The 18,935-nt window shown below is 71.2% G+C and carries 16 protein-coding genes and 2 pseudogenes; 16 read left to right on the forward strand and 2 right to left on the reverse strand.

The features are described from left to right. The first annotated feature begins 148 nt into the window (after positions 1-148). The 10 genes and pseudogenes from OG395_RS12585 (at position 149) to OG395_RS12630 (ending at position 9,270) form a co-directional block, all read left to right on the forward strand. Positions 149-1,270 (forward strand): ABC transporter substrate-binding protein, encoded by a 1,122-nt coding sequence (locus OG395_RS12585; RefSeq protein ID WP_327242983.1) that lies wholly within the window; start codon positions 149-151, stop codon positions 1,268-1,270. 4 nt (positions 1,271-1,274) lie between these two features. Beyond that, the gene (locus OG395_RS12590; RefSeq protein WP_327242984.1) at positions 1,275-2,153 is read left to right on the forward strand and encodes an ABC transporter permease; all 879 of its coding nucleotides are present in this window, start codon (positions 1,275-1,277) and stop codon (positions 2,151-2,153) included. Further along, complete coding sequence (locus tag OG395_RS12595) at positions 2,150-2,941, forward strand: ABC transporter permease (RefSeq protein WP_327242985.1); 792 nt, start codon at positions 2,150-2,152, stop codon at positions 2,939-2,941. Before OG395_RS12590 ends, OG395_RS12595 begins: the two co-directional genes overlap by 4 nt. Next, positions 2,931-4,103 (forward strand): ABC transporter ATP-binding protein, encoded by a 1,173-nt coding sequence (locus OG395_RS12600; protein WP_327242986.1) that lies wholly within the window; start codon positions 2,931-2,933, stop codon positions 4,101-4,103. The genes OG395_RS12595 and OG395_RS12600 overlap by 11 nt, the downstream gene beginning before the upstream one ends. Beyond that, complete coding sequence (locus OG395_RS12605) at positions 4,100-5,518, forward strand: NAD(P)/FAD-dependent oxidoreductase (RefSeq protein ID WP_327242987.1); 1,419 nt, start codon at positions 4,100-4,102, stop codon at positions 5,516-5,518. Before OG395_RS12600 ends, OG395_RS12605 begins: the two co-directional genes overlap by 4 nt. A 17-nt stretch (positions 5,519-5,535) precedes the next feature. Beyond that, on the forward strand, positions 5,536-5,916 hold the full coding sequence (locus tag OG395_RS12610) for a cupin domain-containing protein (RefSeq protein ID WP_327242988.1): 381 nt from the start codon (positions 5,536-5,538) through the stop codon (positions 5,914-5,916). After that, complete coding sequence (locus tag OG395_RS12615) at positions 5,913-7,559, forward strand: amidohydrolase (protein WP_327242989.1); 1,647 nt, start codon at positions 5,913-5,915, stop codon at positions 7,557-7,559. Before OG395_RS12610 ends, OG395_RS12615 begins: the two co-directional genes overlap by 4 nt. 159 nt (positions 7,560-7,718) lie before the next feature. Then, positions 7,719-7,907 (forward strand): annotated as a pseudogene (locus OG395_RS12620) (BTAD domain-containing putative transcriptional regulator); the annotation flags it as partial. A gap of 280 nt (positions 7,908-8,187) precedes the next feature. Next, positions 8,188-8,322, forward strand: a complete 135-nt coding sequence (locus OG395_RS12625; protein WP_327249763.1) for a hypothetical protein — start codon at positions 8,188-8,190, stop codon at positions 8,320-8,322. A gap of 141 nt (positions 8,323-8,463) precedes the next feature. Next, positions 8,464-9,270 carry a thioesterase family protein gene (locus OG395_RS12630; RefSeq protein WP_327242990.1) on the forward strand — a complete coding sequence of 269 codons (807 nt, stop codon included), beginning with the start codon at positions 8,464-8,466 and terminating at the stop codon, positions 9,268-9,270. Between the two features lie 394 nt (positions 9,271-9,664). On the opposite strand, the pseudogene OG395_RS12635 reads toward OG395_RS12630, so the two are convergent. Beyond that, a pseudogene (locus OG395_RS12635) lies at positions 9,665-10,000 on the reverse strand (MmyB family transcriptional regulator); the annotation flags it as partial. A gap of 14 nt (positions 10,001-10,014) precedes the next feature. Here OG395_RS12635 and OG395_RS12640 point away from each other — a divergent pair. Both OG395_RS12640 and OG395_RS12645 read left to right on the forward strand, forming a co-directional pair. Continuing rightward, entirely contained in the window at positions 10,015-11,049 is a 1,035-nt protein-coding gene (locus OG395_RS12640; protein WP_327242991.1) for a zinc-dependent alcohol dehydrogenase family protein, read from the forward strand. Positions 11,050-11,379: 330 nt separating this feature from the next. After that, positions 11,380-13,008 (forward strand): transposase, encoded by a 1,629-nt coding sequence (locus OG395_RS12645; protein WP_327242992.1) that lies wholly within the window; start codon positions 11,380-11,382, stop codon positions 13,006-13,008. Positions 13,009-13,429: 421 nt separating this feature from the next. Here OG395_RS12645 and OG395_RS12655 read toward each other — a convergent pair whose 3' ends face one another. Further along, positions 13,430-13,672: a hypothetical protein gene (locus OG395_RS12655; RefSeq protein ID WP_442818551.1), complete on the reverse strand. Its 243-nt coding sequence runs from the start codon at positions 13,670-13,672 to the stop codon at positions 13,430-13,432. Positions 13,673-14,125: 453 nt separating this feature from the next. Here OG395_RS12655 and abc-f point away from each other — a divergent pair, with 453 nt between their 5' ends. The 4 genes from abc-f to OG395_RS12675 all read left to right on the forward strand — a co-directional run bounded on the left by abc-f (position 14,126) and on the right by OG395_RS12675 (position 18,702). Further along, on the forward strand, positions 14,126-15,760 hold the full coding sequence (gene abc-f / locus OG395_RS12660) for a ribosomal protection-like ABC-F family protein (RefSeq protein WP_327242993.1): 1,635 nt from the start codon (positions 14,126-14,128) through the stop codon (positions 15,758-15,760). Positions 15,761-15,839: 79 nt separating this feature from the next. Next, a complete protein-coding gene (locus OG395_RS12665; protein ID WP_327242994.1) occupies positions 15,840-17,504 on the forward strand; it encodes an ABC-F family ATP-binding cassette domain-containing protein in 1,665 nt (554 codons plus the stop codon). Between the two features lie 115 nt (positions 17,505-17,619). After that, the gene (locus OG395_RS12670; protein WP_327242995.1) at positions 17,620-18,183 is read left to right on the forward strand and encodes a CGNR zinc finger domain-containing protein; all 564 of its coding nucleotides are present in this window, start codon (positions 17,620-17,622) and stop codon (positions 18,181-18,183) included. 309 nt (positions 18,184-18,492) lie between these two features. Further along, positions 18,493-18,702, forward strand: coding sequence for a creatininase family protein (locus OG395_RS12675; protein WP_327242996.1), 210 nt, complete (start codon positions 18,493-18,495; stop codon positions 18,700-18,702). The last annotated feature ends 233 nt before the right edge of the window (positions 18,703-18,935 follow it).

Consider the following 18,935-nt stretch of genomic DNA (forward strand, 5'->3'; position numbering starts at 1 on the left):
CCCCAGGGGCGTGCCTCGCACGCCTTCCTGCCGTCCCCCCTCTCGTGGCGCGCGCCCTGCGCGCTCCTGTCGCCGCGCGCTCCTGTCGCCGCGCGTCCGCGCCCTCATCACCCTCAAGCGCCTTCACCGTCCCTTCTTGGAGTCAGTAATGCCCGGAATATCCCGCAACATCCTCGGGTGTACCGCTGCCACCGGTGCCCTGCTGCTGTCCCTCACCGGCTGCACCGGCACCGCCCCCACCGCGGCCGACGTCGACCTGGGCCCCGGTCCGGCCGTGGCCGGCAAGGTCAAGAAGGGCGCGCTCGACGGCGTCACCCTCACCTTCGCCTCCTACGGCGGCATCTACCAGGACGGCCAGGAGGCCGCGGCCGTCAAGCCGTTCGCCACGAAGTCGGGGGCCAAGGTGCTCTCCGACGGCCCCACCGACTACACCAAGGTCAAGGCCCAGGTCGACGCCAAGAACGTCACCTGGGACGTGGTGGACGCCGACACCCTCTGGGCCGAGCGCCAGTGCGGCAAGCTGTTCATGCCGCTCGACAGCGACATCGTCGACACCTCCAAGCTCCCCAAGGGCATGGAGGGCAAGTGCTCCGTGCCGGCCATGAGCTACGGCGTGGTCCTGATGTACGACAAGAAGAAGTTCGGCGACAACCCGCCGAAGGACTGGGCGGACTTCCTCGACACGGCCAAGTACCCCGGCAAGCGCGCGATACCCGGCTTCGCGTCGGACGCGGCCCCGGGTGCGCTGGAGGCGGCGCTGATCGCCGACGGGGTCGCTCCCGACGAGCTGTACCCGCTGGACGTCGACCGGTCCCTGAAGAAGCTGACGAGCGTCCGCTCCTCGCTGGTCTTCTGGGACACCGGTGCCCGCTCCCAACAGCTGCTGGAGTCCGGCGAGGTCTCCATGGCCATGGTGTGGTCCGGCCGCGCCTACTCCGCGGTCAAGAACGGCGCCCACTTCGCGCCGCAGTGGAACCAGTTCCTGCCGGTCTCCGACTCCCTCGCCGTTCCCGTCGGCGCGAAGAACCCCAAGGCCGCCATGGCGCTGATCAACTACTACCTGGGCGCCACCCAGCAGACCAAGCTCACCGAGCTGACCTCCTACTCGCCGATCAACTCCGACGCCAAGCCCAGGCTCGACGAACTCGCCTCGCAGTACGTGACCACCGGCCCCGAGCGGCAGGCCCAGGCGCTCAAGATCGACAACGCCTGGTGGGCGAAGAACCAGGAACAGATCATCCAGAAGTGGTCCGACTGGCTGGCGCGGTAACCCCATGACCGCCCTGATCGAGATCGCCTCCCCGGCCACCGGCGGCCGGCCCCGCAAGGGCGCCGACGGCCGGTGGGGGTGGCTGCTGCTGCCCGCGGTGGTCCTGCTCGCCGTGCTCTTCCTGGTGCCGCTGGGCCTGATGGCCTGGCGCAGCGTCACCGAGCCGACGCCCGGCTGGGGCAACTACTCCTGGTTCCTCACCAGCGACGTCGCCCTCGCCACGCTGGTCCGCACGCTGACCGTCGGCGCCGTCGTCACACTGGTGACGCTGGTGCTCTCCTACCCGTACGCCTACCTGATGACCGTGGTCGGCGCCCGCGCGCGGATCTGGCTCACCCTGCTGGTGCTGCTGCCGTTCTGGACCAGCCTGATGGTGCGCACCTTCGCCTGGGTGGTGCTGCTCCAGGACAGCGGCGTCGTCAACCAGCTCCTCGGCACCGTGGGGCTGGGCCCACTGCAGCTGATCCGCACCCCCGCCGGGGTGGTGATCGGCATGTCCCAGGTGCTGATGCCCTTCATGGTGCTGCCGCTGTACGCGGTGATGAGCGGCATCGACCGCAGGCTGCTGGACGCCGCGCAGGGCATGGGCGCACGCCCGGCCGTCGCGTTCCTGCGGGTCTTCGTGCCGCTGTCGCTGCCCGGCGTCGGCGCGGGCGCCCTGACCGTGTTCATCACCTCGCTCGGCTTCTACGTCACCCCGGCGCTGCTGGGCTCGCCCGACCAGGCGCTGATCTCGCAACAGATCTTCACCCAGGTCAGCGGGCTGCTGGCGTGGGGCCGCGGCGGAGCGATGGGCGTGGTGCTGCTGGCGGTGACGCTGGTCCTGCTGGGACTGGTCGGCGTCGTCCTGCGATTCACCCGTAACCGCGGAGGTGCCCGATGAGGACAGGACCCGCACGGATCGCGCTCTGGACGTTCAGCGCCCTGGTGGGCTGCTGGCTCATCGCGCCGACGCTGGTGGTGATCCCGCTCAGCTTCACCGACAAGGCGTCCCTGGTGTTCCCGCCGAGCGGCTGGTCCACCCGCTGGTACACCAACTTCTTCACCGACCCCCGGTGGATCGACGCGCTGCTCTCATCGCTCCAGGTGGGCGCCCTGGTCGCGGTGGTGGCCACCGTCCTCGGCACCGCCGCCGCGATCGCGCTCACCCGGTCCGGCTCGCGCTGGGTGAAGGGGTCGTACGGGCTGCTGCTGGCCCCCATGATCGTGCCGACCGTGGTGGTGGCCATCGGCGTGTACGCGCTCTTCCTCCAGTACAACCTGCTGGGCACCCTGCTCGGCTTCGTCACCGCCCACACCGTGCTGGCCCTGCCGTTCGTGATCATCCCGGTGACGGCGAGCATGCGCGGCTTCGACCGGCGGCTGGAGGACGCCGCGCTGATCTGCGGCGCCAACCGGTGGGGCGCCATCCGGCAGGTGACCCTGCCGCAGATCGCCCCCGGTGTCGTCTCCGGTGCCCTGTTCGCCTTCGTCACCAGTTTCGACGAGGTCGTCGTCTCGCTGTTCATCCAGAGCCCCTACCTGCAGACCCTGCCGGTCAAGATGTTCGCCAGCGTGACCCGGGACACCGACCCCACCATCGCCGCGGCCGCCACTTTGATCATCGTCTTCACCACGGTGCTCGTGCTGGCCGCCACCTTCGCCACTGCCAGGAGGAACCGTGTCCGCTGAGTCCAGTCTCATCAAGGCGCGCGGAGCCCGCATCGAACTGGCGCAGGTGCGCAAGGAGTACGCGGACTCCGTCGCCGTCGACGACGTCTCCCTGGTCATCGAACCGGGCGAGTTCATGACCCTGCTGGGCCCCAGCGGCTCCGGCAAGACCACCACCCTCAACATCATCGCCGGTTTCACCGCCGCCACCTCGGGCACGCTGACCATCGGCGGCAAGCAGATGCAGGACCTGCCGCCGCACCGGCGCGACATCGGCATGGTCTTCCAGCACTATGCGCTCTTTCCCCACATGACCGTGGCTGAGAACGTCGCCTTCCCGCTCAAGCAGCGCAAGGTGCCCAAGGCCCGCCGCACCGAGATGGTCGAAGCGGCCCTTCAGACCGTGCGGCTCGGCGGCTACGGCCACCGCAGGCCGCGCGAACTCTCCGGCGGCCAGCAGCAGCGGGTCGCCCTGGCCCGGGCCGTGGTGTACGAGCCCAGCGTGCTGCTGATGGACGAGCCGCTCGGCGCGCTCGACAAGAAGCTGCGCGAATCCCTCCAGTTGGAGATCAAACGGGTGCACCAGGAGGTCGGCTCCACCTTCGTCTTCGTCACCCACGACCAGGAGGAGGCGCTCGTCCTGTCGGACCGCATCGCCGTCTTCGATGACGGGGGCATCCAGCAGATCGGCACCGGGAGCGAACTCTACGAAAAGCCCCGCAGCCTCTTCGTGGCCGAGTTCCTCGGCGAGTCCTCCGTCTTCCGGGGACGCGTCGAGCCGGACGGCGACGAATCCCGCCTGCGGGTCGGCGACCGCACCGTACGCGCGCTCGGCCGGCCGACGGAGGGCGGCACAGCCGCCGTCGTGGTCCGCCCCGAGCACCTGCGAGTGCAGCCGGCCGCGGCGCCGGTGGCCTCCGGGGTCAACGCGCTCCCGGCCCGGGTCACCCAGGAGATCTACCTGGGCTCCGGCCGCAAGCTCGAACTCGCCCTGCCCGACGGCACCATGCTGCTCGCCCGCGAGCAGGCCGACCGGCTGTCCGGCGTCCGCCGCGGTGACGAGGTCACCGTGGTCTGGGACGTCGAACGAGGCGTCCTGCTCGACGACACGACCGGCACCACCCACCCACCCACTTCCGGTGACCGGATCCCGGTCGCCGCCGCGGAAATGAGCGGACGATGAGCACGACCACTGCGAGCGGCACTCCCGCCACCAGCCCCACCTTCGTCAACGGCGCCGTCTCCTTCTGGTACCGGGAGGGCGGCGTCCCCGCCCGCCGCCCGGCCCTGCCCGGCGATCTGGACGTGGACGTCGCGCTCGTCGGCGGCGGCTACACCTCCCTGTGGACCGCCTACTATCTCAAGCAGGCCCAGCCCGACCTCAGGATCGCCGTCCTGGAGAAGGAGTTCGCCGGCTTCGGCGCCTCCGGCCGCAACGGCGGCTGGCTCAGCGCCGAGCCGCCCGGCCAGATGCGCCGCTACGCCAAGTCGCACGGCCGGGAGTCGGCCGTCGCCCTGCAGCGCGAGATGTTCTCCTCCGTCGACGAGGTCATCCGGGTCGCCGCCGAGGAAGGCATCGAGGCCGACATCCAGAAGGACGGTCTGCTGCACGTCGCCACCAACGCCGCGCAGGAACGGCGGCTGCGCGAAGGGCTGCCGCCGCTGCGCGCCGAGGGCTGGGGCGACGACGACCTGGTCGAACTCGACGCGGACCAGCTCGCCGAGCGGGTCCGCGTGGCCGGCGCCCGCTACGCCCAGTGGAGCCCGCACTGCGCCCGCATCCAGCCCGCCAAGCTGGTGCGGGGCCTGGCCGACGTGGTCGAACGGATGGGCGTGGCCATCTACGAGGGCACCGAGGTCACCGAGATCCGCCCGCACGAGGCGGTCACCCCGCACGGCACCGTCAAGGCGACGTACGTCATCCGGGCGCTGGAGGGATTCACGGCCGGGCTGCGCGGTCACCGCCGGGTCTGGCTGCCGATGAACAGCAGCATGATCGTCACCGAGCCGCTGCCCGCCTCCGCGTGGGACGAGATCGGCTGGCGCGGCGCCGAACTGATCGGGGACGAGGCCAACTCGTACTGCTACATCCAGCGCACCACCGACGGCCGCATCGCCATCGGCGGGCGCGGCATCCCGTACATGTTCGGCTCCCACGTCGACCAGCGCGGCGAGACCCGGGCCGCCACCCAGCTGCAGCTGCAGGCCATCCTGCGGCAGCACTTCCCGGCCACCGAGGGCGTCGGGATCGACCACACCTGGTCCGGTGTGCTGGGCGTGCCGCGCGACTGGTGCGCCACCGTCCACCTGGACGAGCGGACCGGTCACGGCTGGGCCGGCGGCTACGTCGGGCACGGCGTGACCACCACCAACCTCGCCGGGCGCACTCTGCGCGACCTGATCCTGCGTCAGAAGACCGATCTCACCCGGCTGCCCTGGGTCGACCGCAAGGTGCGCGGCTGGGAGCCGGAGCCGCTGCGCTGGCTGGGCGTGCGCAGCCTCTACGTTGCCTACCGCGCCGCCGACCGGCACGAGAACTCCGGCCTGGAGCGCACCTCCGTCATCGCACGCGTCGCCAACGTCATCAGCGGCCGCTGAAAGGAGCGACCCCCATCATGGACACCACCACCCTGGTCCCCGCCGTCGCCTTCCTCGCCGACGCGGCGAGCGCCGACCTGCCCCCCGCGAACCCCAAGCCCACCAGCACCACCGGCCAGCAGGAGACCACCCGCCCCCTGTGGCAGTCCCCCGACGGACTGGTGGAGGTCGGCGTCTGGGAGTGCGACCCCGGCCGCTTCACCGCCACCCGCGACGGCTACGACGAGGTCTGCCAGGTGCTGACCGGGTCCGCCACCGTGCACACCGAGGGCGGAGAGGCCGTCGAGCTGGTTCCCGGCTCCACCCTGGCGATGCCTGCCGGCTGGCGCGGCACGTGGCAGGTGCAGGAGACCCTGCGCAAGGTGTATGTGCTGCGCACCCACCGAGCCGGCACATGACCCTCGTCCTGCACGGCGGCCGCGTGTGGACCGGCGACCCGCGGCGCCCCCACGCCACGACCGTCGCCGTGTCCGGCGGCCGGATCACCGCCGTGGGCACCGACACCGAGGTACGCCGGGCCGTCGGCCGACCCGCCGAAGCCGTCGACCTGGCCGGCCGGACCGTGGTGCCCGGCCTCCAGGACGCGCACATCCACCCCGTCTGGGGCGCACTGGAGGCGCTGCGTTGCGACCTCACCGGCGCCACCGACGCCGAGAGCTGCGTCGCGGTCGTCCGGGAGTACGCGGCCAACCACCCCGGGCAGCCGTGGATCCTGGGCGGCGGCTGGACCATGGACTGCTTCCCCGGCGGCTGGCCCACCCACGAGCCGCTGGACGCGGTCGTCCCGGACCGGCCGGTCTTCCTGCCCAACGCCGACCACCACTCGGCATGGGTCAACTCGGTGGCACTGGAGCGCGCCGGGATCGACGCGGCCACCCCGGACCCGCCGGCCGGGCGGATCGAGCGCGACGCGGCCGGCCGGCCCACCGGGGTGCTGCACGAGAGCGCCATGGACCTGGTGGCCCGGCTGCTCCCGCGGGACACCGTCGAGGACCAGGTCGCGGCGCTCCGCCACGCGCAGGCCCACCTCTTCCGGTACGGCATCACCGGCTGGCAGGACGCCATCGTCGGCGCCTACGGCGGGGCCGGCGACACACTCGCCGCCTACCGCCGGGCCGACGCCGGGGGACTGCTGAAGGCCCGGGTCACCGGCGCCCTGTGGTGGGACCGCAACCGCGGCCTGGAGCAGCTGGAGGACCTGGTGGCGCGCCGCGGCGAGCCCGGCCACCGGTTCCGGGCCGGCTCGGTGAAGGTGATGCAGGACGGAGTGCTGGAAAACGGCACCGGCGCCCTGCTGGAGCCGTACCTGGACTCCTGCGGGTGCGCCACCGGCAACCTCGGCCATTCCAACGTACCCGCCGAACTGCTTGCCCAGGCGGTGACCCGGCTGGACGCGGCCGGCTTCCAGGTGCACTTCCACGCGATCGGTGACCGCGCGGTGCGCGAGTGCCTGGACGGGGTCGAGGCCGCCGGTCGCGCGAACGGGCCGCGTGACCGGCGCCACCACATCGCCCATGTGCAGCTGGTCAACGACGCGGACATCGGCCGCTTCGCCGAGCTGGGGGTGGCGGCCAATGTCCAGTCGCTGTGGGCGACCCACCACCAGCAGACCGACGAGCTGACCAACCCGCTGCTGGGCGAGGGACGGGCCGGCCGGCAATACCCCTTCCGCCGGCTGCTGGACAGCGGCGCCCGGCTCGCAGGGGGCAGCGACTGGCCGGTCACCACGGCCGACCCGTGGCAGGCCATGCACGTGGCGGTGCACCGCACCGAACCACCCGGCTCGGCGCACGCCGAGTGGCCGAACGCCGACCGCCCGTTCGTGCCCGAGGAGCGGCTGGAGCTCACCGACATCCTGCGCGCCTACACCGCAGGCTCGGCCTGGGTGAACGGCAACGACGACGAGGTCGGCCTGGTGCGCGAGGGCATGGCGGCGGACCTCGCTGTCCTCGACCGGGACCTCTTCGCCCCCGACGCGTACGTGGCCGGCGCCCGCTCGGTGCTCACCCTCGTCGCGGGGGAGGTGGTCCACGCCGAGTGAGAGGAGCTCACAAAAGGGGAGTCCGATCAGCTCGCGGCGTCCGGTGCGTGTGACCGCACGGCGCGAACGCCTCGTCATCGCGGGCCAGGCCCGCACCGAGGACGTCTCCCGGCCACCGCGCCACCGCTCGAGTCCCTCGAGCGGTGGCGCGGTGCGGCCATGCAGGACGTCGGTCTGCAGGACAGCGCCGCGTTCGACACCGCGGTCGTCCGGCTCGAGGGGTTGCGCCTGACCGCCACGGAGGAGCGGGTCGACGCGGAGGTCACCCTGGGGCACGGTGCGGAGATGGTCACGGAGCTGACCGACCTGGTGGCCGCGCACCCGGTGCGGGAACGGCTCGTCGCCGCACTGATGCGCGCCCTCGTCGCGGCCGGTCGCGACAGCGAGGCGCTGCGGGTGTACCGGCGGCGAGGGAGCCTCTGGCCGACTCCCTGGCGTCGACCCCTCGCCGGAGCTGTCCGCTTCGCACGTCGCGCTGCTGCGGGGCGAACTGGGACGGCGCGAGGAGAACCGCCAGACCAACCTGCGCGCCGAGCTGACCACCTTCGTCGGCAGGGGCGCCGATGTCGCCGCGGTCCGCGAGCTCACAGTCGGCGCAGGTCCAGGACCGGCGCCCCGGCTGCCGGCCATGCAGATCGCCTGCGAGGCGTACTGGGTCGGCGGCCGACTTGTCGGCGTCCGCCTGGCCTTCGGCCGCCGCACCATGCTCGGCGTCGGCGCCGGAACGACCGTGTACGTCGTCCTGCTCAACGCCTGCGCCTAACCGGCCCACCGACACAGTGATTGCACTGTGCACTTTCTCACAGAGCGAGACGAGGCCCATGTCGGTAGCGTCCCGAGCAGCTGACGTGACGACAGCTCTGGCTGCCCCTGGAAGTCCGTTACACCTGAGGAGAAACAACCGTTGTCCATCTCGACCGCGCCCCGGGCCAGTTACTTCGAAGCCATCGACGACCACCTCTACAAGCCGACGACGCACGCGGGCGGGGCCTGGGACCCCGACGAGCAGCACTTCAGCCCGCTGGGCGGGCTCGTCGTCCACGCCCTCGACCGTCACCGGGCAGTCGGCCCGGACGACGGCCTGGTCCTCTCCCGGATCAGCTACGACATCCTCGGCCGCCTCGCCCTCGACGAGTGCGAGATCCAGGTGGAGACCATCCGCCCCGGCCGGTCCATCGAACTCCTCGAAGCGGTCGTACGGATCGCAGGCCGCCCGGTCGTCCGGGCCCGCGCCTGGTTCCTGGCAAGCCTCGACACCACCGCGGTCGCGGGCGGGCCCGACGACCATCTCAGCCCGCCGGAGTCACTCACCACGTGGCCGATGTCCGAGGTGTGGCCCGGTGGCTACATCGCCTCCCTGGACGTCCGCCCGGTCGCGCCGCCCCGGCCGGGCCGTACGACCGCCTGGGTCGCCACGCCACTCGATCTGGTCGCCGGCGTTCCCGTCAGCCCGCTCGCGTCGTATCTCGCCCTGGTCGACACCGCCAACGGAATCGCCGTCCGGCAGCCGCCCACCGCGTGGATGTTCCCCAATGTCGACCTGACCGTCCACCTCCACCGCCAACCACGAGGCGCCTGGACCGGACTGGACACCACGGTCACCTTCGGCCCCTCCGGACAGGGCCTCACCAGCACGGTCCTGCACGACGTCGACGGCCCCGTCGGACACGCCCAACAGATCCTCACGGTCCGCCCCCTGCCGGGAGCATGACCAGCCTGGAAAGCCACCACATCGACGACCTGGCCGGACGCTCCGGCCCCGGTCGGCTCGGGGCGGGAGTGCGGAGGTGTGCCTGACACGCTGCATCGGAATCTCCGTCTGGACGCTCTGCACGCCTTTGATACGTGTCAGATGGTCGAGCCGGCCCTTCCGGTAGGCGTCGAGGTCGGCTGCGCTGCGCGGTGTTCGTGTCGACCGCCGTCAGCTTCAGGGCGAGAGCCGCGCGTCTGCCCTGCGAATGTGCCGACAGACATGTGTCGCGATGCGATACGCCTATTTGTGGCCGGGCCCGTGCCTGGACAGCCGTCTGATCCGCGCTCTCCTACCTCACAGCTGTAGTGAGCGACACGGTCGAGTGGGGCGGCTGCCCGGTCCCGTGCTGCTGTCACTGACGATGTGGGGCGGCCTCTTCGCTCGGGGTCCGGGGCGCGGTGAGGTCGAGCAGCAGCATGGCGTCGTGGTCGGGGGTGCCCGGCTCGGCGAAGTACACACCCAGGCGTTGACCGGGCGTTCCTTCGAGCTGCATGGCCTGGAAGCCGAGAGTGAGATCACCGACCGTGGGATGGTGGAAAGTCTTGGTCGCGTACTTGCGTCCGGTGACGTCGTAGCGTTCCCACAATCCGGCGAAGTCACGGCTCTTGAGAAGGAGTTCGCCGACCAGGGTCGTCAGGTCGGGGGCGTCGGGGTCGGTCCCGGCGAGCGCGCGCATGCGGGCGACGCAGAGGAGTTCCGCTCATGCGAGCCACCCTGCTGTACACGGCTGGCGACGTACGCGTCGAGGACGTCGCCGACCCGAAGATCCAACGGCCCACCGACGCGATCGTGCGGATCGTGCTGTCCTGCATCTGTGGCAGCGACCTGTGGCCCTACAAGTCGCTGCCGCCTACCGACAACCCGCGCCACATGGGGCACGAGTTCCTCGGCGTGGTCGAGGAGACCGGCTCCGAGGTGCGCGGCCTCAGGCCCGGTGATGTGGTGGTGGCCCCGTTCGTCTGGGCCGACAACACCTGCGTCTACTGCCGCGAGGGCCTGCAGACCTCCTGCCTGCACGGCGGGCAGTGGGGCGTGAACGGCGTCGACGGCGGCCAGGGCCAGGCCGCGCGGGTCCCGTACGCCGACGGGACTCTGGTGAAGCTGCCCGTCGGCGAGGACTCCGAGCTGCTGCCGGACCTGCTGACGCTGTCCGACATTCTGTGCACCGGCTACCACGCGGCCCGCACCGCGGGCGTCGAGCACGGCGACAGCGTCACCGTCGTCGGCGACGGTGCCGTGGGCCTGGCCGCCGTGCTCTCGGCCAAGCTCCTCGGCGCCGACCAGGTCGTCCTCATGGGCCGCCATCAGGCACGTACCGAGCTGGGCCGTGACTTCGGGGCCACCGATGTGGTCAGCGAGCGCGGTGACGAAGGCGTCGCCCGGGTGCGCGAGCTGACCGGTGGCGAGGGCACCCGCAAGGTCCTGGAGTGCGTGGGCCTCAAGGACGCACTCGTGCAGAGCCTCGGGGTCGTACGCGCCGGCGGCACCATCAGCCGTGTCGGCGCCCCGCAGTACCCCGAGGTCCCCTTCGGTTTCGGCGACTTCCTGCGCAATATCACCCTCACCGGCGGCGTCGCCCCGGCCCGCGCCTACATCGAGGAACTGATGCCGCACATCCTTGACGGCTCGATCCGCCCCGGCCGCGTCTTCGACCGCACGATCGGCCTGGAGGACATCGCCGACGGCTACCGGGCGATGAACGACCGCGAAGCGCTGAAAGTCCTCGTCCGTCCCTGAACCCGGCCTCCGGCACCAGCCCCGGCGCCGACCTGTTGATGGACGGCGGTGTCTCCGCCGCGCTGCGCGGCGGAGAGCTGACCGTCCCCTGACCTCACTGCGCAGGGACGGCGGAGAGCTGCTGGTCGGTGGCCCAGGAGGCGAGGGAGGCGAAGGGTTGTGAGCTGCTGTCGGTTTACTGAGTCGAAGTGAGTGGTGGTGAGCAGGAGTGAGTCCTGGCGGTGCATTCGCGGGGGTGGGAACGGGGGTTCTGGGGCCGAATGGGTGACCTTGGTGGCTGCTGCTCGTTGGGTCTGGTGGCAGGTGTCCGGCCGGGGAGGGGGTGATGTGGTGGGTGGTCTACGGAAGTTGGCCGTGTCCTTCGTGATGCCCGGGCCTTGCGGGGTGGCGGTCCGGGATCGTCTCAAGCACCTGACCGTCGAGGACGAGAGGGTGCTGCGTGCTGTCGGTGCGCATCAAGGCGCGCTGGCTTCCGGTGATCTCAAGGCCCGCTGTGCGGACGGTCTGGAGCACGGTGCGGAGACCTGGGCGGCGCGTAAGCGGGAGCTGACCGGGGTGTCGTCGTCGCGGATCGCGGGGGCCATCACGAAGGCCACGCACGATCAGTGGGCGCTCGCACGCCGTGGCCAGGCAGCGCACATCCAGAAGCTGGCGGCCGGAATCAGGACGTTGCGGCACCGCCTGTCCCTCCCGCTCGGGGAGCCCGGAACGAGGCGGGCCGCGGGCGGCTACCGTTCCAAGGGCGAGTGGTTCCGCAAGTCCCGCCGCCTTGCGATGCTGGAAGCGCGGCACACGGCGGCTGTCGCCGACTGGGAGGCCGGACGGGTCCGGGTCGTACGGGGCGGTAAGCGTCTCCTCAACACCCGCCACCACCTCACCGAGGCCCAGCTCACCGAAGACCAATGGCGGCAACGGTGGGAGGCGGGACGCTGGTTCATCGCTGCTGATGGTGAGTCGGGGAAGCGGTTCGGGAACGAGACGATCCGCGTCACCGACACTGGTGAGGTCAGCATCAGGCTGCCTGCCCCGCTCGCGCACCTGGCCAACACCCGGCACGGCCGGTACACCCTCACCGCCACCGTGGCGTTCGCGCACCGGGGCGCGGAGTGGGCCGACCGCATCACCGCGAACCGGGCCGTCGCCTACCGCGTCCACCTCGACACGGGCCGCGGCCGCTGGTACCTCACCGCATCCTGGCAACGCCCCGCCGTGAAGACCATCCCGTTGGAGACCGCCCGCGCCCGGGGCATGGTCGGCGTCGACACCAACGCCGACCACTTCGCCGCCTACCGGCTCGACCGGCACGGCAACCCAGTCGGTGACCCGCGGCGTTTCCCCTATGACCTGTCCGGTTCGGCCGGTCACCGCGACGCACAGATCCGCCACGCCCTGACCCGCCTGATCAACTGGGCGGTGCGGGCCGGGGTCGCCGCGATCGGCATCGAAGACCTCGACTTCACCACCGAGAAGACCCGCGAGAAACACGGCCGCCAGAAGCGGTTCCGGCAGCTCATCTCCGGCATCCCGACCGGCAGGCTCAAGGCCCGGCTCGTGTCCATGGCCGCCGAACACGGCCTGAGCATCGTCGCGGTCGACCCCGCCTACACCAGCCTGTGGGGTGCCCAGCACTGGCAGAAACCGCTGACCACCCCCCACCGAAAGATGTCCCGTCACGATGCCGCGGGCATCGCGATCGGGCGACGCGCCCTCGGACATCGGATCCGGCGTCGGACGGCACCGCCCCCACACGACCGGAGTGATCGTGCGGGGCATCGGACCGTCCAGGCCGGACCAGGTCACCGGGGGCGTGAGGGAACCCGCCCACCCACAACGGACCGGCCCCCTGGAGGACCGTCGCCGAGCGGGAAGCGAACGCGGGAACCCAGCGCATCCAACACCGTTCGGGATGCGCCCAGTACGCAACAGTGGGTCCAAGACTCACTTACGCACACTGGTTAGGAACGGTTCCATGCCGATCTGGGCGAACCCGCCGGCGCATTCCTTCTTGTCGTAGAGGCCGACGTGGCCGGCGCCTTGATCCAGTGAAGTTGCTTGGGGCCGATGGCCCGCCGGTGGACCTCCACGGCCACCCAGGAGGTGACGGCACGTTCGCCGATGAGCGGCTGCGGCGACGCGCGGATGTGGCCGATGCTGCCCGGTGGGCGGCCCTCGTCGCGGCTGCTCCTCGAATCGCACCTCGCAAGTCGCGCCGATGGACGTGGAATCGAACAATGCGCGGCGCCCTACCGTCATCTGTCCCGTCGTGGCGCGCCAGGAGCAGGGCCGCATCGTCGCGCCGGCCGGGTGCATCCTCCAGCAGACGGTCGGCCGGCTGCTCCAGGTCGGTGTCCGTCCAGACCTGTCACACCCAAGGGATGCGTCACACCCTGTCCACTTTCTCAGCCACGCTGCCCGTGTGCTCCTCCCGCAGCCACCGGGAATGGTGCCGCTCCGCCCACGGCCGGCTGACGTATCCGGTGCGCATCCCCAGCCGCGCCCCCGGAACCTCGAACACCTTGCGCATGTGCCCGAGTACGACGAAGGTGATCGCCCAGGCCAGGAGGTCGTGAACGAAGATCGCACTGGTGCGGGAGACGAGGGGCAACAGCCCCGTGAACCACATCAGCTGAGGTACGGCCGCCCGGGACGACGCCGGCCGGGCCCGCCCACACTGTCCGACACTGTCGAGCCATCACGACTTCGCCACCGGTTCAACAGGTGACGATGCCGCCAGGGTGGCCCCGGAGATATCAATAACGAGCCGTCAGGAGCACGACGAACAGGACACCTGACGGCATGGCCCGAGACGCACACACGTGTCAGGCGCAGGCGCCCACCCGCGCCGACCATCGAGCAGGGTGACGCCTGCTAGGCTCTCGGCGACGTAAACCGTGTATCGAGGAGTCGCAGACGTGGTGGGTGAAGACGACATCTCCGGGTGAGACCCGGATCTGACCGGCCACCGGTCGGCGCTCAGGAGCGCCGCTGACGTGGTCCGTTTCGTCGTACCCCTTTTCCTACGTCTGCCCCGGGGCAGAGCTCTCTGCCTGCCCGCAACACGCTCGAGGTCACCTCCATGTCCGATGCCTCCATCGTCTGCTCGAACCTCTCCTTCGCCTGGCCCGACGACACCCCGGTCTTCCACGACCTGTCCTTCACCGTGAACACCGGCCGCATCGGCCTGGTCGCCCCCAACGGCTCCGGCAAGAGCACCCTGCTCAAGCTGATCGCCGGCGAACTCAAGCCCGCCACCGGCTCGGTGTCCGTCGACGGCATGCTCGGCTACCTCCCACAGAGCCTCCCCCTGACCGGAAACCTCACGGTCGCCGAGGTGCTCGGCATCGCCGCGGTGATCCGCGCCCTGGACGCCGTCGAGTCCGGTGACGTCAGTGAGGAGCACTTCACCACCATCGGCGACGACTGGGACATCGAGGAGCGCACCCGCGCCCAGCTCGACCGTCTCGGCCTGGCCGACCTCGCCCTGGACCGCAGCCTGAGCACGCTCAGCGGCGGCCAGGTCGTCTCGCTCGGCCTCGCCGCCCAACTGCTCAAGCGCCCCGACGTGTTGCTCCTCGACGAGCCGACCAACAACCTCGACCTGGAGGCCCGGCACAAGCTCTACGACGTACTGTCGGACTTCACCGGCTGCCTGCTCCTGGTCAGCCACGACCGCGCGCTGCTCGACCGCATGGAGCGTATCGCCGAGCTCGGCAGCGACGAACTGCGCTTCTACGGCGGCAACTTCACCGAGTACGAGGAGGCCGTGCGCGCCGAGCAGGAGGTCGCCGAGAAGAACATCCGTAACGCCGAGCAGGAGCTGAAGCGGGAGAAGCGGGAGATGCAGCAGGCCCGTGAACGCGCCGAGCGCCGCGCGAGCAACGCCGCGCGCAACCTCAAGAACGCCGGCCTGCCGCGTATCTTCGCCGGCAACATGAAGCGCGGCGCGCAGGAGTCCGCGGGCCGGGCCGGCCAGATGCACGCGACCCGGGTCAGCGAGGCCAGGGCCCGGCTCGACGATGCCGGGCGGGCGCTGCGCGAGGAACAGCGCATCTCCCTGGAGCTGCCTGACACGCAGGTGCCCGCCGGGCGCAACCTCTTCCTCGGCGAGGGGATGCAGGTCCACCACGGCGACACGGCCGTGTTCGCCGACGGCGGCGTCGACCTGACCGTCCGGGGGCCCGAGCGCATCGCGCTGACCGGGCCCAACGGGGCCGGCAAGACCACTCTGCTGCGTCTGGTCACGGGCGACCTCGCCCCGGACGGCGGGGAGATCAAGCGCAACGACGGCCGGATCGCCTACCTCTCGCAGCGCCTGGACCTGCTGGATCTGGATCGCACCGTAGCGGAGAACTTCGCCGCGTTCGCCCCCGAGCGGCCCGAGGCGGAGCGGATGAACCTGCTCGCCCGCTTCCTCTTCCGGGGCGCGCGGGCGCACCTGCCGGTCGGGGTGCTCTCCGGCGGGGAACGCCTGCGCGCCACCCTGGCCTGCGTGCTGTGCGCCGAACCGGCCCCCCATCTGCTGCTGCTCGACGAGCCGACCAACAACCTCGACCTGGTCAGCGCGGGCCAGCTGGAGAGCGCGCTCAACTCCTACCAGGGCGCCTTCATGGTGATCAGCCACGACGAGCGGTTCCTCGCCGAGATCGGGGTGAACCGCTGGCTGCGGCTGGCCGACGGAGCGCTCACGGAGACCGGAGCCCCGGCGGTGTGAGCCGCCGACGTGTGAAGTGGCCCGCGTCCGAGGTCCTGCGCCCGGCGGGCCGACCACCTATCACGTTGGACGGATCCCTGTGCCCCAGCCCGCCCTGCTCGCCCACGACCTCGTCCGCAACCTCGACGGTCGACGTGTCCTCGACGGCCTCTCCCTGACCGCCTCCCCCGGCCACCGCATCGGCCTGATCGGGGAGAACGGCGTCGGCAAATCCACCCTGCTGCGGGTGCTGGCCGGCGTGGACGAACCCGACGCGGGAAAGGTCTCCCGCGCTGCCGAACCGGGTTTTCTGCACCAGGAGATGCCCTTCGACACCACCTCGACCATCGCCGTGGTGCTGGACGAGGCGCTGCGCGAGGCCCGCGAGGACCTCGCGGAGCTCGACCGGCTCGGCGAGCAACTCGCCCGCGTTCCCGAGGACGACCCCGGCCACCAGGAACTCCTCGACGCGTACGGCAGGCGCCTTGAGCAGGCCCAGGACCGGGAGTCCTGGGACGCCGACCGCCGCGCGGCCCTGGTGCTGGACGGACTGGGCCTCGGCGCGCTCGGGCACGACCGCACGCTCGGCTCGCTGTCCGGAGGGCAGCGCGGCCGGCTCGCCCTGGCCGCGTTGCTCGTCCGGCGGCCGTCGGCGTTGCTGCTCGACGAGCCGACCAACCACCTCGACGACGGCGCCGCCGCCTTCCTGGAGGCGCAGATCCGCGACCTGCCCGGGGTCGTGGTCGTCGCCAGTCATGACCGGGCGTTCCTCGACGCCGTCTGCACCGACGTGATCGACCTCGACCCGGCGGTGGACGGCCCGGTCCGCTACGGCGGCAACTACAGCGCCTACCTGAGCGAGAAGCGCGCCGAGCGGGAACGCTGGGAACGGCAGTACGCCGAGCAGCAGGAGGAACTGGAGACGCTGCGGCACTCGGCGGGGGTGGCCGCGCATCTGGTCGCACCGGACCGAGAGCGGCGCGACAACGAGAAGATGGGCTACGGCCACCGGGCCGGACGGGTGCAGAACCAGATTTCCCGCCGGGTACGCAACGCCACCCGGCGACTGGAGGAGCTGGAGCGCACCCAGGTCGCCGAACCGCCGCAACCGCTGCGGTTCGCGGTCGGGGAACTGGCCGCGTGTACCGAGGAGGGTCCCCGGCCTCTGGTGTCCCTGCGCGACGTGCGGGTGCCGGGCCGGCTTGCGCTGGAAGGGCTGGAGGTGTCGGCGACCGACCGGCTGCTGGTCACGGGCGGCAACGGGGCAGGCAAGTCGACACTGCTCGCCGTGCTCGCCGGGCACATCCCGGCCGAGGGCGAGGTGCGCAGACGGCGCCGCCTGACAGTGGGGCTGCTCGCCCAGGACACCGTGTTCGACCGGCCCGACCGCACGGTCCGGGACACCTACGAGGTGTCGCTGGGCCAGGAGCGGGCCCAGAAGGTGCCGCTGGGCTCCCTCGGTCTGATGCACGAGGCGGACCTGCACAAACCGGTCGGACAGCTGTCCGTGGGCCAGCGCCGGCGGCTCGCGCTGGCCCTCCTGGTGGCGCATCCACCCCAGCTGCTGCTGCTCGACGAACCCACCAACCACCTCTCCCCCCGCCTGTGCGACGAGCTGGAGGCGGCGCTGGGCACCGGCCCGGGTGCGATCGTGGTCGCGAGCCACGACCGCTGGTTGCGCCGACGGTGGCAGGGCCGCGAACTCCGGCTGGAGCCGGGGCAAGGGCAGCAGGACGACTCGGCGCCGGCCCGCGCCCGGCGCTGACCCGCACCCACGGCGCACAGTGTCGTACGATCGCGCTCACACTCTCTCGGGCGAGCACCATCTGAAACGGTGACGATGCTTGCGTTCCGCCACAGTCACCTGTCAAGGTGGTGATGTGAATCTTGACCATGTCTTCGTATGCGGGCACCCGGCCCTCGATTTCGCGGCCACCCTCCGCGCCCGGCGTTCGACCCGGTTCGAGATGTTCGTGACGCCGGAGCGGCTGAACGCCTGGTATCTGGAGTCCGGACTCGTGGACACGATCACGCCCGGCGAGGAGGACGACGTCCGCGAGGCGACCAGGGTGCGCGAGGCCGTCTACCAGCTCATCACCAATCGCCGTCTCGGTGAGGGGTTCGACCGGGAAGCGCTCGCCGTACTCAACGGCGCCGCGCGCAAGACCCCGGTGACGCCGCAGCTCACCCTGGCGGGCCGGCACACCGAGGCGACCCCCGAGCAGGCCTTGGCCACCGTCGTCCGGCAGGCGGTCGAGCTGCTCAGCGGCCCGGACGTCCCCCTGTTGAAGGAGTGCGGCAACCCCGAGTGCACACGCGTCTACATCGACCGTTCCCGGGGCATGCGGCGGCAGTGGTGCGGCATGGAGTCCTGCGGCAACAAGATCAAGGCTGCCGCCTACCGCGCCCGCAAGAAGACCGGGCCCACCGTGACCCTGCGCTGACCCCCTGACCTGGGCGTCGCACGGTCACGACGGATGCGGGGCTCAGTCGGCCGCGAGGCCCTGAGGCTTTTGCGGAAGCTGTGCATCTACATCCCCGGGCCCCTCCCACCCATCGGACACGAGCGCCACCGCGCGCAGCGTGTTGAGCGCCTTGGCCGCCCGGCTCTGCATGGATTGATCCTCACCTGCCCACGGGAGTGGACGACTTCCCGGCCGCGGAGGTGTGCCGGCGGTCGGTGGTGCCGGCCTCGGAGCACACCGATGCGGTGATGGACGCCTTCGGGCCCGTCGGGTCTGTCGGAGCGCCACATGGCCTTCGGCAGCACCCTCACACTCAGCCTGCCCACCCTGCACGTGCTGCGGTGCGACATCTGCCGCTCCGTGATCCGGGCCGGCTTCTCACGCATCCTGATCGTCAACGGGCACGGCGGGAACATGACCGCCCTCAACGCCCTTACAACCGAACTGACCGCGGAACCGGCGACGCCGATCGCGTTCCGAGTCCGGCGTGGCGGGTGACGCCCGGATGGCGAGGGCGGAGAAGGGGAAGACGCTGCTCTCGGGCTGCGCGGCTGCCCTGGCCGGCATCATCATGCGGGACCCGTGGGCGAAAGAGGGCGACGGGGTATTGACGGCGCGGCAAAGGCGGCGTACGGCCGACCGGTTCGCGCTCTGCCGACGGCTCGGGCCGGTGACATGTGTGCGCCGGGCCTCGGACGCGCGGCCGTGAAGGGCGGTGTCCTTCACCGCCG

Origin of the sequence: Streptomyces sp. NBC_01320 (assembly GCF_035974375.1) — a bacterium.
Classification (GTDB): Bacteria; Actinomycetota; Actinomycetes; order Streptomycetales; family Streptomycetaceae; genus Streptomyces; species Streptomyces yanii.